The sequence below is a fragment of the Lysinibacillus sp. FSL W7-1291 genome (genome assembly GCF_038593415.1).
Taxonomy (GTDB): domain Bacteria; phylum Bacillota; class Bacilli; order Bacillales_A; family Planococcaceae; genus Lysinibacillus; species Lysinibacillus fusiformis_D.
Genome location: NZ_CP151994.1, coordinates 1,608,117 through 1,621,616 on the forward strand (window position 1 = coordinate 1,608,117; position 13,500 = coordinate 1,621,616).

The window sequence follows — 13,500 nt, forward strand, 5'->3', positions numbered from 1 at the left end:
ATATGACTGACGCAGCATGACAATTAATTTAACGTATCAAAGGGCTAAAAGTTTCATCCTTTTACCTCGTAAAGAAAATTTAACCATTTTAGGCTATATCGATGCTATTTTCTGATTCACTTACCGTAACAAAGATTGAGAATTTTGAGGGGAGGTGCCCAACTATTCGGTGCAGGAGGATCGGTTAATAACGAGGATTATACTTAGAGTCTTTACGAAACAAAGGAAGCAACTCCCTTGCCCATAGTCGTTTCCACTAAAAGTTGTGGATTCTATCATCAGTTTCATTTTGTCAACTGAATCAGAGGTGTTTGACGTGACTATAGATAAAAGAATTGCCAAGAAATATCATATACTATGGCTTGAACTATAGAAGTGTTTACTTTTTAGTTTTTATTCCACTGTCACTGAAAGTTCCTTGACAAGTAGCGAAGAGGAGCCATAGCCTTTTGGCAGGAAGTAAAGCTCAGAGCTAGTTTCTTTGATATCTTTTAAGAACTCGAAAAAATTTCCGGCTATTGTCATTTGCTTAACAGGGGAGGCAATTTTTCCATTTTGAATATGAAACCCTTTTGCAGCGACTGAAAAATCACCTGTAACCGTATTCGTACCAGAGTGAAGCCCAGATAATTCAGTAATAAATACCCCGTTACTAACCGAGTGAATTAACTCATCAAGAGATTTCTCGCCAGTTGAAATATATAAAATTTGGGGCGCAATCGTTAACGTTCCTTTGTAAGAATCTTTATGGGCATGCCCTGTTGTTTCACAGTTATCCTTTTTAGCTGTTTTCCTGTTATGCAAAAGTGTTTGGAGTGTACCCTCTAAAATAATTTCCTGCTCTTTTGTTGCAACACCTTCACCATCAAAGTTTGCTCCAGACAATGCGGCAGGATGGAATGGCGTACTCAGCAATGTAACTGCTTCTGATGCCACTTTTTGTCCGACTTTTCCTTTTAATAGAGATTGATCTTTTTGAGCATTTTCAGCTGATAGTATTGGCATAAAAGTGTCTAATAAAGAGGCTGATGCATCAGAGCGGAAAACGATTGGATATTTTCCACCTGGAATCGATTTTTCACCTAAATTGGCAAGGGCTTCCTCAGCTGCTTCTTTTGCAATATCATCAACATGAAGAGAATGGAAATCACGTGTCATTTTCAAATAACGGCCTGTTTTCATTTCTTCACCCTCCTTTACAACTGTGGAGAGGAAAATCACTAAGCCGTTCTCTTTATGTGATAAGTCAAGATTTTTACTATTTACTAATGAACGTTCAGCTGTATATTCTTGCAGTAAACAATAATCAAGAGCAATGATGCGTGAATCGTATGCACGAATCTTTTCTTCGATGGAACGAAGAAGCTCTATTTTTTCTGGAATTCCGATAGTCTCTAATTCTTCATTGTAATATTCATAAGATGGGTATTCAGAGCTACCATCAAAAATAGCTATGCCCTCATCCTCATCAAGTATGTTTGCATTTGCTTTGGCGCTATTGATTAAAAAGGAAATCGAATCATCGTCTAACTTTTCCGTTGTAAAGTCCTCGTAGACTTAGACCTCCGTCTTCAGATGTTTCGTAGCTATCAATCTCGCCCTTGTAGAGCGTGCATCCAATAGATTTATTTTGTTCATAATAAACCTCAGCTTCTATAAAGCCGGCTTCTAGCGCCTTGTCTAATAGTTTTTCTTGAAATTTAGCAATGTTCATCAATTATTCCCCCTTCGTTCCACCAACTGTTATTTCACTTACGCGTATCATTGGCTGACCTACATTGACAGGAAGGCTCCCGCTAAGTGAACCACACATACCTGCTCCATGGGCGAGATTATTACCTACTCGATCAACAAGCTGCAATGTTTTTGCGCCATTGCCTATGAGTGTCGCGCCACGTACAGGGCGTTCAATTTTTCCGTCTTTGATGATATAGGCCTCCATTACCGCAAAATTATAATCGCCAGTAGCAGGGGAAACTTGTCCACCTCCCATATATTTTGCATATATACCATACTCTGTCGATGAGATAATATCGGCTGGTGTCGATGTGCCTGGTGCGATATACGTATTTGTCATCCGCGATGTAGGATTAAATCGATAGGATTGTCGACGAGAAGAGCCTGTGGGCTGAGCATTCATGCGTCGAGCATTAAATTTATCGATTAAGTAGCCCTTTAAAATACCATTTTCAATTAAAACATTCTTCCTTGTTTTTTCTCCTTCATCATCAATATTTAGAGAGCCCCACTCGTTCGGTAGTGTGCCATCATCGATATATGTAACAATTTCAGGAGCGACTCTTTCACCGATACGATTGGCGAAGACCGAATTGTTTTTGGCAACAGCAGTTGCTTCTAAGCCATGTCCACAAGCCTCATGGAAAATGACACCACCAAATTCATTATCAATAATGACAGGGAATTTACCGCTTGGACATTCATCTGCGTGAAGCATTGTGACAGCGATACGTGCAGCTTCTCCTGCATAATGGTTAAGGTCTAGCTTTTCAATAAATTCAAAGCCTGCATGTGCACCTGGGCCATAGAATCCTGTTTGTACTTCAGTCCCTTCTGTAGCCGTCGCTTGCATACTAAGTCTACTGTGAACTCGCGTATCCTCTACAAATTTACCCTCTGAATTTGCGATCAGGACGTTTTGTTGCTCATCAAGATATCGAACTTTTACTTGGTGAATCCGAGGATCATAATGTCTTGCAATAGCGTCTGCTTGTCGCATGACCGCTGTTTTTCTTGTGTGCTCCACTGTATGAGGCATGTGGAGAATTTGATGAATAGGCGTGATGATTTCTTTGTGAAGAGGGTGAATAGTACCCGATCCACCACCTTTGATGGCTAGGGCTGCACGTTCTGCTGCTGCTAGTAAACCTTCCTCAGAAAAATCATTGGTGTAAGTATAGATGCTTTGAAGTCCTGAAAAAATACGGATGCCGATTCCAAAATCACGCCCAGAAATACTTTGTTCAATCTTGCCACTTTGTAAGACAAAGTCATTTACATATTTATCTTCAATAAAAATTTCAGAAAAATCCCCACCAGTTGCTAGCGCGGCTTCAAGTACATTTTCAATAATGGATTGTTTAATCATATATCTTCCTCCTTTTCTTGTTTGTACCAAATAGTTAAAAAATTCTGTATTATATTATTTTCTCAGATTTGAAGTTATGGTCACATAAAATTATGTATAGTACTTAAAAAATTTTTTTATGACATATTTCTCTAACCATTTCACCACACTAACGGAAAGAAAGAGGAAGGTGAAGAAATGCAACAACCATATAATGTCGGTGATATCGTTTATATTTTTTATCGGAATCCTCATATTCAGGATGTAGCGAATATACAGGAAGCAGCAGTAGTTTATCATCCAGAGCAACCAGAGGAGCTGGCTCTATTTTTATTTGAAACATATTATCCAATTTCAAATGATATGTTAATTTTTTCAAGCGAGATGGCGGCTGAGCAAGCCTATCATCAGTATTTTCATTGAGGGAGGGCTACTATGATCAAACCGTTTATCCCTCAGCTTGTCTATTTTGAGCCTGATGCGCTCCAGTATCCATTAGGTCAGGAGCTAAAAGAAAAATTTGAACAAATGGGGATTGAAATTCGCTATACGACTTCGCACAATCAAGTAAGAAATCTTCCTGGCGACAATGATTTTCAAAAGTATCGAGTAGCGAAATCGACATTAGTAGTAGGTATTCGAAAAACGTTAAAGTTTGATACATCTAAGCCCTCAGCAGAGTATGCGATTCCGTTTGCAACAGGCTGCATGGGGCATTGTCATTATTGTTATTTACAAACAACAATGGGCAGCAAACCTTATATTCGTACGTATGTGAATGTTGATGAAATTTTAGAGCAAGCAGATCTTTATATGGCAGAACGAGCTCCTGATATCACACGCTTTGAGGCATCCTGTACTTCAGATATTGTAGGGATTGATCATTTAACACATACGTTGAAGCGCGCTATTGAACATTTTGGACAAAGTGAGTTAGGCCAATTACGATTTGTGACGAAGTTCCATCACGTAGATCACCTATTGGATGCCAAACATAATGGTAAAACGAGGTTCCGCTTTAGCGTCAATGCTGATTATGTCATTAAACATTTTGAGCCAGGAACATCACCATTAGTGAAGCGTATAGAGGCTGCGGGGAAAGTGGCAAGGGCTGGATATCCGCTTGGATTTATTGTTGCCCCAATCTATCTTCATGAGGGCTGGCAGGAGGGCTACTATGAGATGTTTGAGCGTTTGGATGCGGAATTGCCAAAGGATGTACGTGACGACATCACATTTGAGTTTATTCAACATCGTTTTACAAAGCCTGCCAAACGCGTAATTGAAAAAAATTATCCCATGACGAAGCTAGAACTTGACGAAACAGTGAGAAGGTATAAATGGGGGAAATATGGGATTGGTAAATATATTTATCAAAAAGAAGAAGAGGAAGATATAAAGGAACACTTGTATGGCTATATGCAAAAATTCTTCCCTCAAGCAAAATTAGAATATTTCACATGACAATAAGAGGGAACAATGTGTTCTCTCTAACTTATTAATTGTGTATGTTAAATCATCTGGTAAATCCAATAATGAAAAAATACCACATTGTCTCTGATTCACGGTAATTAATGACTAAATCATCTGTAGTATTCTTGTAAACTAAACGGCAGTTACAGAGTAAAGTTCATCGCCATTAGATAGTAATCAGGTCCAGAAAAAATTAAGATTAACTGTAAATCTGTGCTGGCTAGTCCTGTTTCTTCTGGTCTCTCTCCTTTGTTAAGCTATCCACTAATTCCATCAAGTCACCTGGAAGCCCCAACCACCATTATATCTCTCTTGCCATAACACTACGTTTTCACTATTTAACATGATGATAACGGAACTAAGTAAAAAAGATTGGTTGATGCCCTCTATATTTATTTAGAAAATCCTTCTTATTTATTGTGTTTGTATAATCTAAATGTCAATGGTAACGCTAACAGAGATTGAATAAGAAGGGGAGAGTACTGGATGGATTCATTTCAAGTAAATTGTTGGTCTGAATATGACGAACTGAAGGTTGTGATGCTTTGTGCACCTTCGATAGTAGATGTAACAGATAGCACAATAGCGGAGCAGGTTGGATGGAGTGATACAGTCAACCATAATAAGGCGATGGACAATTTCCTAGCACTCAAAACAATTTTAGAAAACGCTGGAGTAAAGGTTCTAGATTATGCAAATGAGCTAGCCCATGAGCAGCAATTGTTAAGTAAACAGCTTATAAATCGTTATTTTGTGCGTGATCTTGCCTGTGTCATTGGTAATCGACTTTTACCTGGAAGGGCTGGGAGCTCATTAAGGAGACCAGAATATCCTCTAGCCCATGCCCTTTTAGAGAAATGGTTTCCTCAACAATTTACGGCACAGTCGCAAGCACTTCATTCATTTGAGTGTGGTGATCTGTTGATTTTAAACAAGGATGCTGTGCTCATTAATCTCGGAATGAGAACGACATTAGAGGCCATCGACAAGATAAAAGAAAGCATTTTTCAAGAGGGATTTTCGGAAATTGCCGTTATTGATTTACCGAAAAGTAATGACACACTGCATTTAGATATGAATTGTAATGTTGTGAACGTTAATTTGGTCATCGCTAAAAGCTTTGTGCGCCTTTTTCCTGTACAGGTATTGACAGCACAAAGCAGCCGTTTCGACATGATTGAGCCATTTTTAAAGCGTCATGGTTTTGATGTTTACTGGCGTGACACCTATAAGACAATACCAGATATTAATTTCATCAACCTTAATCCAGAAACACTATTGATTAGCAAGCAGGCGACGAAACAGCAATTCTTGGCGCATCCACTTCTAAAGAAAAAGAACGTGCTTGAAGTCGACGTCACAGAGCTTGAAAAGGGTGGCGGTGGCATTCGTTGTATGACATTGCCATTGGTAAGAACGTAACGAAGGACTGATAAACATGACTTCTACTTCAAATAAAGGAAGGTTGTCTTGGTGGCAACTTTCGCTTCTCGGTATCGGTTGTACACTGGGAACAGGCTTTTTTCTTGGGACAAGTATGGCCATCCATAAAAGTGGACCGGCTGTGCTCATTCCTTTTTTGTTAGCAGCTATATGTACGTATATTGTGTATGAGGCACTTGTCAAAATGTCTGTGGAAAACCCTGATAAAGGCTCCTTCCGTACTTATGCCAAGCAGGCTTTTGGGCGATGGGCAGGATTTAGTAATGGCTGGGTGTACTTAATTTCCGAGCTATTAATCATGGGTAGCCAGCTGATGGCACTCGGTATATTTACGAAGTTTTGGTTCCCAGCGTTGCCACTCTGGGTTGCTGCATCGATTTATGCTGTCCTTGGCTTAGTCGTCATTCTTACTGGCATGAAGGGCTTTGAAAACTTTCAAAATATTTTCGGGGCATTAAAAGCCGCTGCGATTGTCATGTTTATTATCGTAGCGATCATCATCATCATAAGAGCTACACAATCAGCTCCAATCGAATCATTACAGTCAAATTATGAAGGATTTTTCTCACAAGGAATCAAAGGAATTTGGCTTGGCCTGCTCTATGCATTTTATGCCTATGGTGGAATTGAGGTGATGGGTTTAATGGTCATCGATTTAAAAAATCCAAAAGAGGCGCCAAAAGCAGGGAGAATTATGCTCATTGTCATTACTATTATTTTTATCATGGCTATTGCGCTTGCGTTGGCACTTGTTTCCTGGAAAGACTTTTCGATAGATGAAAGTCCTTTTATTACAGCGCTTCAAGGTTATCATATCCCTTTTGTGGCAGATATTTTTAACGGTGTTTTAATCATTGCTGGTTTTTCAACCATGGTTGCTTCGCTTTACGCGGTCATAACCATTCTCACTACACTTGCCGAGGATCATGATGCGCCTGCCATCTTAGCAAAAAAGGGGAAGATGAAAATTCCTTTTCCTGCCTTTTTATTTTTAACAAGTGGCTTAGTAATTACGATTGTCATTGGTTTTTTGATGCCCGAAAAAATCTTTGAATATTTGATAACGGCAGCAGGTTTAATGTTGATCTATAATTGGCTCTTTATTTTAATAACATATAGAAAGCTAATGGAGCTATCGAGGTGGGAGCAAATTAAGAACAGTCTTGGCATGTTGCTTATTGCTGTAACCGTGTCTGGTACTTTAGGCGAAAAAACGAGCAGACTCGGTTTTTGCGTGAGCCTGCTCTTTATTGTCCTAATCGGTGTGGCGACCTGGATCGTTGTGAAAAGGCAAAAAAACATTGCGTAATGTCCTATTTTCCTGTGACATCCGTAAAAAAGGGCATTCGGATGGACTATGATTGTCATCACTTAAAAAATATTGCTTCCATTCATAGCTATCCTCTTGACCATACCATTTTAAATCTGGATGCCCTGGAATCTCGTCATATTCTGCGATGCGCTGGCGGATAAGTTTTTTGATTTTTCGTCCAAATGCAGTAGCGTCGTTTATATCGTCAAATATCCAACGTGGCTGAATAGCCATTAGCAAAGTAGAAAAGTGACGACTCTTCCGCAATTGATGAGCTGGTGTTGCACAAGAAATAAAATAGGGTTCTCCATTAAAGCAAAACTCCCATTCATGATGGTCTGGATTTGTCGGTATTGCCTCAGGCCAATCCAACTCATCCATATTGGTTAAATTGTTTAAAATGGACCAAAATAATTGCTGGTAATCCGCCACCTTATAGCTATCAAGCATATCATGAGGGGTATGAAAGAACACCGTGAGCGTTGTATATTTTCCAAAAGATCTTGCTGTGTTCCCATATTCCTTTAAGCATTCAGCTAACATCTGAATCGATTGCTCCTCCCGTGGATCCCCTATAAAGCTATAGCGTAAATGGTTCGATAAAAACCCCATTCTGGCTGGTACACAAGGAAACGTATTCCCTTCATCGGCAATTGTGGCAGCAAAGTCAGTATAGGCTGACTGTTGCCACAACGGCAATGTCTCCAAATGTTCCTCAATCCACTTCCGATCAAACACGATTACTTCCACTGGAAACTCCTCCTTTTACTCACATTTATTCTATTAAAGAAAAAGCAAATGGGTTACGACTCTGTGCAGTGTGCAAGGATGTTCTTTTTAAGGAGATTTTTAAAGATTTAAGGTAAATCATCAATAATCAATTTTTAGTTAAGGGATTGCTTTGATTAAGGAAATAGCTAAAAATCATCGTTTTTTGCAGAGGTTTGGGCTGTTGCGAGCGCTTCGGGCAAAGGAAAGAACGATTTTGAAGCAAAAGAGAGCACTTCGAGCAAAGATATGAGTGGAATTGAGCCAAAAGAGAGCGCCTCGAGTAAAGGGATGAGTGGTGTTGAGTCCAGGGTGAGCGCTTTGAGTCAAAGAATGGGCAGTATGAGCCAAGAGAGCGCTTAAATCAACGTTAAGAGCGACTCTAACCTCAGAAAGAGTGATTCAAGCCGCTAACACACAATCGAGGCTTAGTCTTTTTGTTGAAAGACCTTTTGCTCAAGGATGGTTAGGGCATGCTGGATGTCCTTTAAATCATCCGATGTGGCATGCTGAATAAGCGCTAAAAAGCGTTCCTCAATACAGGCGAATGCCTCTGCCATCATTTTTTCACCTTCGGGTGACAGGCGTACATATTGCTTTCTTCGATCCTCTGTGTCGCTAAATTTTTCAATTAATTGGCGTTCTTGTAGTTTTCGTAATTCACGGCTTGTATTCGGTAAGGACATGTGCTGACATTCACTGATTTCGGTTGGTGTGACAGGTTGGCTTACTTTAATATATTCAAGAATTTTATAGTGAAGCGGTGTGATATTAGCTGTGGTTACATTTTGTGTGAGATCATGTGTCACTTGATGGATTGTGGCTGTGAATGATACAAACTGATGAAATAAAGTGCTTTTATTCAATGGGATCACCTCTACTGACAAGATAACAAATAACTTGTCCTAAAACAATTATCATTTGACAACTAAAAAGGGATGGTTTATTATTTTGTTATCAAATGATAAGTAATTGGAGGGCACATGATGAAAACGTTAATTATTTATACATATCCAAATCATAAAAGTTTAAATTATGCTTTTTTACAGGAAGTATTAAAGGGTTGTCAAGAGAATCCTGCCATCGAAGAAATACAGATACTAGATTTATATGAAGAGGAATTTGATCCACGTTTAATTTTCCATGAGCATAAACGACGTCGTGATATGTATCAGGATCCGAAATTGGAAAAATATCGACAACAGCTTTCCTGGGCGGATCAGCTTGTATTTGTTTATCCGATCTGGTGGGGAAGACCGCCAGCAATGTTGTTAGGTTATATTGATCAATTGTTTGCAGCTAACTTTGCTTATCGGGATACAAAGGGGTTATTTCCAGAGGGACTTTTAAAAGGGAAGTCGGTTGTTTGTGTGTCGACGATGAAGGGACCAACCAATTATCCGTTTTTATGGTTGAATAATGCGCATAAAATTTTAATGAAGAGAGCATTGTTTAAGTTTGTTGGGATGAAAAAAGTAAAGTTTTTTGAGTTTGGAAATATGGAAAGTAAAAAGGGGAAACAGCAGCAAAAATTGGATAAAGTATATCACTATTTTAGAAAAGTTGCTTACTAGTTAAAAATAACTCGTGCAGACCGCTTTTAGTCGTTTGCACGAGCTGATGTACTATCGATGGGCACTGTAACCAAAAAGCTTGTAAATTCAGCGAGCTTGCTCTCCACAGCAATAGTTCCATGGTGCATATCAATAATTTTTTTGACAATGGCTAATCCTAAGCCACTGCCACCATTAGCCGATGTTCGTGATTGATCAGCCTTATAAAACCTTTCAAAAATATGCATTTGTTGTTCTTCTGTTAGACCAATGCCAGAATCTTGAATAATGACAGTGATCGAATCTAATTGCTTCTTCATAGACAATGTGATGGTCCCTTTAGCAGGTGTAAATTTAATGCTATTCGTTAGCAAATTCATCCAGACTTGATTCATTAAATCCTCATCTGCTGTGATGCTTATATTGTCAAGATGGAGGTCAAAGTCAAGCTGTTTGGCTAGCCAATTCGGTTCAAGAGCTAGGACAACAGTGCGTAATTGTTTATCAAGCCGATAATTTTTAGGTTCAAAGGGATGGTGATGTGATTCTAAGGATGTTAGTTTGAGTAAGTTATCGCTGATTTTTGATAAACGATTACTTTCCAATTCAATAATGTCTAAATAATGCTGACGCTTTTCTTCGGGCAAATTAATATTTTTAAGTGCCTTCGCAAAGCCATTAATAGACGTTAAAGGTGACTGAATTTCATGAGAGACGTTTGAAATGAACTCTTGACGCATTCTTTCAAGTTCACCTAATTCAACGGCCATATGATTGATGCCATGGATTAATTGCCCAAATTGGTCTTTTTCATCTGCTTTCAAGTCTAACTGGACATCAAAATCACCTTTTGCCATGCGACTTAATGCATCAACGATTTTATCCCAGTAGTTACGTTGTCGGTTCAGTCCAATTAAAAAGATAATTGCTGCAGAACAGGCAAAGAGTACAAATACACCAATTACCGTGCCTAATTGTAGCCAGAAACCATGGGGCTCTGTCCCCAATCGAGCATACAGCCAAGTGGTTGCGTGATAGGCAATAAAAGCAAATACAGTATTGGCAATAAGGAACAGGCAAAAGACCATTGCCAATCTTACAAGGAATCTTCGTTTTCTCATAACATTAATTCCAAACGATAGCCAAGACCACGAATAGTGCGAATGACAAAGCCACTCAGCTCTTGTGGGAAACGCTCGCGTATTCTTTTAATATGAACATCGACTGTTCGCTCATCTCCCTCATAGTCATAGCCCCATATTTCTTCAATTAATTGTTCTCTTGAAAAGGTTTTACCAACATAGCTGGCTAGGGTAAATAAAAGCTCGAACTCCTTTAAGCGAAGTAAAATAGTCTGTCCATTCATATCTACTTCATGTGTATGGCGATTGAGTTTGACGTTACCTGCTTCGACAACCTGAGAGAGAGAAATGCGATATCTTTTTAAAATCGATTTTACACGCACGATTAGCTCGGCTGGCTCGAATGGTTTCACGAGATAATCATCTGTCCCTAAATGAAAGCCTTTGACCTTTTGAGAAGTTTCGCCCTTCGCTGTCAGCATCAGGATAGGGAGGTCTGTATCAAATGAACGTATTTCCTCACATAATGCCCAGCCATCCATATTGGGCATCATAATATCCATTATGACCATATCCACTTTTTCAGTGGCTAATTGGGACAGTGCATCCACACCGTCCATAGCCTCAATCACCTCTAAGCCTTCATTTTGTAGAAAGACTTTTACTAATTCTCGAATATGTGCATCATCATCCACCACTAATAGTTTTGTCATCTCAACAAACCCCTTTATTCATCCTCTTTAATACGTAATTGTTGCATCGCAAACTCACGGTACATAGCATGTGTTTCAAAGAGCGTTTCGTGTGTACCACATCCTGTAATATGCCCTTTCTCAATAAATAGTATTTGATCGGCATCTACTACTGTTGATAGACGGTGCGCAATAACCAATGTTGTGCGACCTTCCATTAAGTTGTCTAATGCTTTTTGTACATAAATTTCTGACTTACTATCTAAACTCGATGTTGCTTCATCTAACATTAATATTTGTGGATTACGTAAAAGCGCTCTTGCAATAGAGATACGTTGACGCTGTCCTCCTGAAAGCTTAATGCCTCGTTCTCCAACTTCTGTGTCAAACTTATCTGGCAGCTCGTTAATAAATTGATCGGCATAGGCCATTTTGGCTACCTTTTCTAGCTCATCATCTTGCACATCTCGCTCAATACCATAGCAAATATTTTCTCGAATCGTTCCTGATAATAGGGCACTTTCCTGCGCCACATAGCCAATTTGACTGCGCCAAGAATGGAGTGAGAATGTTTCTATTGGTATATCTCCTAGCGTAATACTACCGCTCGTCGGCTGATAATATCTTTCTAACAGTGAAAATGTAGTTGTTTTACCACCACCACTTGGCCCGACGATGGCTGTTACTTTGCCTGGTTCAATCGTGAAGTTTATATCAGATAAAATAGGTTCTTCCCCATAAGAGAAATCGACATTTTTAACATAAATGGGTTGATTTACTTTTTCAACTGTTAAGCCTTCTTCAATATGTTCCTCTTCATGTTCAAGCAATGCACTAATACGTTCTGTTGCACCCATTGCTTTTTGCAGTTGAGTAAAGAACATTGTCAATTGCGTCATTGGCATAATGATTTGGATTAAATATAAAATAAATGCCACCATATCGCCAGCCGTCAGCTCCCCAGAGGAAACACGGACACCGCCATAGCCAATAATAGCTACAAGCACAGACATCAGCACAAATGAAATAAGCGGTGAAATCAATGCATGGATTTTTGCTTCTTTTAAGCCAAATGTAAAGAGATTAGAAATACCTTTTTTTCCACGCGCATATTCAATTTGTTCAGCATTGGAAGCCTTGACTAGACGTGTTTCGGGTAAAACTTGATTCAATACAGACGTAAATTTCGCTGTCTCATCTTGCATACCTTTTGAAATGACAAACATGCGTCGACCAAGCAACATTAAAATGACCATTGCCAGTGGTACAGCAATCAGCATCACTAACGTCATTTTCCAATCTAAAAATAACAGAATGATGATCGAACCAATAATCGAAATAACACCAGATAAACAATTTGCTAAATGCTCTGTAATCAGTTCTTTCACAACAGCTGTGTCATTTGTAACACGGCTCAAGGTTTCCCCTGTATCATGTTCATCATAATAGGGGATTGGTAAGTGTAGCAGTTTTCTCCATAATTGATCGCGTAATTTTGCTACAACATGATGACCAACTCGATTTAAATAGTAAATAGATAAGCCACTCGCAACAGCTTGTGCGATAAAGGCAATACCTAGCACAATGATTTGCCAATAATTAAGTGATTCTAAAGAAAAGCCATCCACTAATTGTTTTGTAAATAATGGAACAATAAAACCTACACCCGTTGTCGCTAAACTCATCACTAAAGCGATGACGAGTAGCCAAATCGGCGGCTCAGCCCGTTTTATTAATTGTATAAAGCGTCGCCAATCTTTTTGTTTTGTCGTATCTTTTGATGTCTCTTGCAAAGAAATAAGCCTCCTTCATTGTTCGAAAACAATGTTTTTCGTTTCTATGGCTTTACTATAGCATGCGATTATGAACTGAATATGAAATGAATCGTCATTAAAAAAGGTGATGTCACCATCATCTTTTGCTATTAGTCTGCGCATTCATCATGGTAGCAAGACTTCCCAAGCAAGCGATAGGTTCTAAGCTTTAGTTGAATTTGTAAAAGTTCCTCATAGCTTTTTAAATCAGTTTATAAAATTTCTTTAATCTATTCGATACGATAAATCAACATTTCCTTGGCGGTTTCGCTAATTTT

The 13,500-nt window shown here is 39.0% G+C and carries 13 protein-coding genes; 5 read left to right on the top strand and 8 right to left on the bottom strand.

The genetic code is table 11. The features are described from left to right. Positions 1-393 precede the first annotated feature (393 nt). The 3 genes from NST76_RS07670 to NST76_RS07680 are packed head-to-tail and all read right to left on the bottom strand — an operon-like array spanning position 394 to position 3,106. A complete protein-coding gene (locus NST76_RS07670; RefSeq protein ID WP_342545252.1) occupies positions 394-1,515 on the bottom strand; it encodes a metallopeptidase TldD-related protein in 1,122 nt (373 codons plus the stop codon). Positions 1,516-1,519: 4 nt separating this feature from the next. Next, entirely contained in the window at positions 1,520-1,714 is a 195-nt protein-coding gene (locus tag NST76_RS07675) for a DNA gyrase modulator (protein ID WP_342544907.1), read from the bottom strand. A gap of 3 nt (positions 1,715-1,717) precedes the next feature. Continuing rightward, positions 1,718-3,106 carry a TldD/PmbA family protein gene (locus tag NST76_RS07680; RefSeq protein ID WP_249646046.1) on the bottom strand — a complete coding sequence of 463 codons (1,389 nt, stop codon included), beginning with the start codon at positions 3,104-3,106 and terminating at the stop codon, positions 1,718-1,720. Between the two features lie 177 nt (positions 3,107-3,283). Between NST76_RS07680 and NST76_RS07685 the strand changes: the two genes are divergently transcribed. From NST76_RS07685 to NST76_RS07700, 4 genes are all read left to right on the top strand, one after another. Continuing rightward, positions 3,284-3,508: a transcriptional regulator SplA domain-containing protein gene (locus tag NST76_RS07685; RefSeq protein ID WP_036118524.1), complete on the top strand. Its 225-nt coding sequence runs from the start codon at positions 3,284-3,286 to the stop codon at positions 3,506-3,508. Positions 3,509-3,520: 12 nt separating this feature from the next. Next, entirely contained in the window at positions 3,521-4,549 is a 1,029-nt protein-coding gene (gene splB / locus NST76_RS07690; RefSeq protein WP_058845073.1) for a spore photoproduct lyase, read from the top strand. Between the two features lie 495 nt (positions 4,550-5,044). Further along, positions 5,045-5,980, top strand: coding sequence for an arginine deiminase family protein (locus NST76_RS07695; RefSeq protein WP_058845074.1), 936 nt, complete (start codon positions 5,045-5,047; stop codon positions 5,978-5,980). A gap of 16 nt (positions 5,981-5,996) precedes the next feature. Next, positions 5,997-7,310, top strand: a complete 1,314-nt coding sequence (locus tag NST76_RS07700) for an amino acid permease (protein WP_036118515.1) — start codon at positions 5,997-5,999, stop codon at positions 7,308-7,310. Here the strand turns inward: NST76_RS07700 and NST76_RS07705 are convergent. Together NST76_RS07705 and NST76_RS07710 are read right to left on the bottom strand one after the other, a co-directional pair. Further along, positions 7,257-8,063: a YqcI/YcgG family protein gene (locus tag NST76_RS07705; RefSeq protein ID WP_101966312.1), complete on the bottom strand. Its 807-nt coding sequence runs from the start codon at positions 8,061-8,063 to the stop codon at positions 7,257-7,259. The two genes, NST76_RS07700 and NST76_RS07705, sit on opposite strands and share 54 nt — an antisense overlap. 446 nt (positions 8,064-8,509) lie before the next feature. Continuing rightward, positions 8,510-8,947, bottom strand: coding sequence for a MarR family transcriptional regulator (locus NST76_RS07710; RefSeq protein ID WP_036118507.1), 438 nt, complete (start codon positions 8,945-8,947; stop codon positions 8,510-8,512). 120 nt (positions 8,948-9,067) lie between these two features. Here NST76_RS07710 and NST76_RS07715 point away from each other — a divergent pair, with 120 nt between their 5' ends. Continuing rightward, positions 9,068-9,655, top strand: a complete 588-nt coding sequence (locus NST76_RS07715) for an NAD(P)H-dependent oxidoreductase (RefSeq protein ID WP_036118504.1) — start codon at positions 9,068-9,070, stop codon at positions 9,653-9,655. 26 nt (positions 9,656-9,681) lie between these two features. On the opposite strand, the gene NST76_RS07720 is transcribed toward NST76_RS07715, so the two are convergent. The 3 genes from NST76_RS07720 to NST76_RS07730 are packed head-to-tail and all read right to left on the bottom strand — an operon-like array spanning position 9,682 to position 13,201. Next, positions 9,682-10,755 carry a HAMP domain-containing sensor histidine kinase gene (locus tag NST76_RS07720; protein ID WP_089933204.1) on the bottom strand — a complete coding sequence of 358 codons (1,074 nt, stop codon included), beginning with the start codon at positions 10,753-10,755 and terminating at the stop codon, positions 9,682-9,684. Beyond that, complete coding sequence (locus NST76_RS07725; protein ID WP_342544909.1) at positions 10,752-11,429, bottom strand: response regulator transcription factor; 678 nt, start codon at positions 11,427-11,429, stop codon at positions 10,752-10,754. The genes NST76_RS07720 and NST76_RS07725 overlap by 4 nt, the downstream gene beginning before the upstream one ends. Positions 11,430-11,443: 14 nt before the next feature. Then, the gene (locus NST76_RS07730; RefSeq protein ID WP_058845078.1) at positions 11,444-13,201 is read right to left on the bottom strand and encodes an ABC transporter ATP-binding protein; all 1,758 of its coding nucleotides are present in this window, start codon (positions 13,199-13,201) and stop codon (positions 11,444-11,446) included. Positions 13,202-13,500 lie beyond the last annotated feature (299 nt).

What these genes read in the sequence shown, in the direction of transcription:
- NST76_RS07725 (WP_342544909.1), bottom strand. Translation starts at nt 11,429, where the DNA reads ATGACAAAACTATTAGTGGTGGATGATGATGCACATATTCGAGAATTA.
- NST76_RS07680 (WP_249646046.1), bottom strand. Translation starts at nt 3,106, where the DNA reads ATGATTAAACAATCCATTATTGAAAATGTACTTGAAGCCGCGCTAGCA.
- NST76_RS07720 (WP_089933204.1), bottom strand. Translation starts at nt 10,755, where the DNA reads ATGAGAAAACGAAGATTCCTTGTAAGATTGGCAATGGTCTTTTGCCTG.
- splB (WP_058845073.1), top strand. Translation starts at nt 3,521, where the DNA reads ATGATCAAACCGTTTATCCCTCAGCTTGTCTATTTTGAGCCTGATGCG.
- NST76_RS07715 (WP_036118504.1), top strand. Translation starts at nt 9,068, where the DNA reads ATGAAAACGTTAATTATTTATACATATCCAAATCATAAAAGTTTAAAT.
- NST76_RS07685 (WP_036118524.1), top strand. Translation starts at nt 3,284, where the DNA reads ATGCAACAACCATATAATGTCGGTGATATCGTTTATATTTTTTATCGG.
- NST76_RS07700 (WP_036118515.1), top strand. Translation starts at nt 5,997, where the DNA reads ATGACTTCTACTTCAAATAAAGGAAGGTTGTCTTGGTGGCAACTTTCG.
- NST76_RS07675 (WP_342544907.1), bottom strand. Translation starts at nt 1,714, where the DNA reads ATGAACATTGCTAAATTTCAAGAAAAACTATTAGACAAGGCGCTAGAA.
- NST76_RS07695 (WP_058845074.1), top strand. Translation starts at nt 5,045, where the DNA reads ATGGATTCATTTCAAGTAAATTGTTGGTCTGAATATGACGAACTGAAG.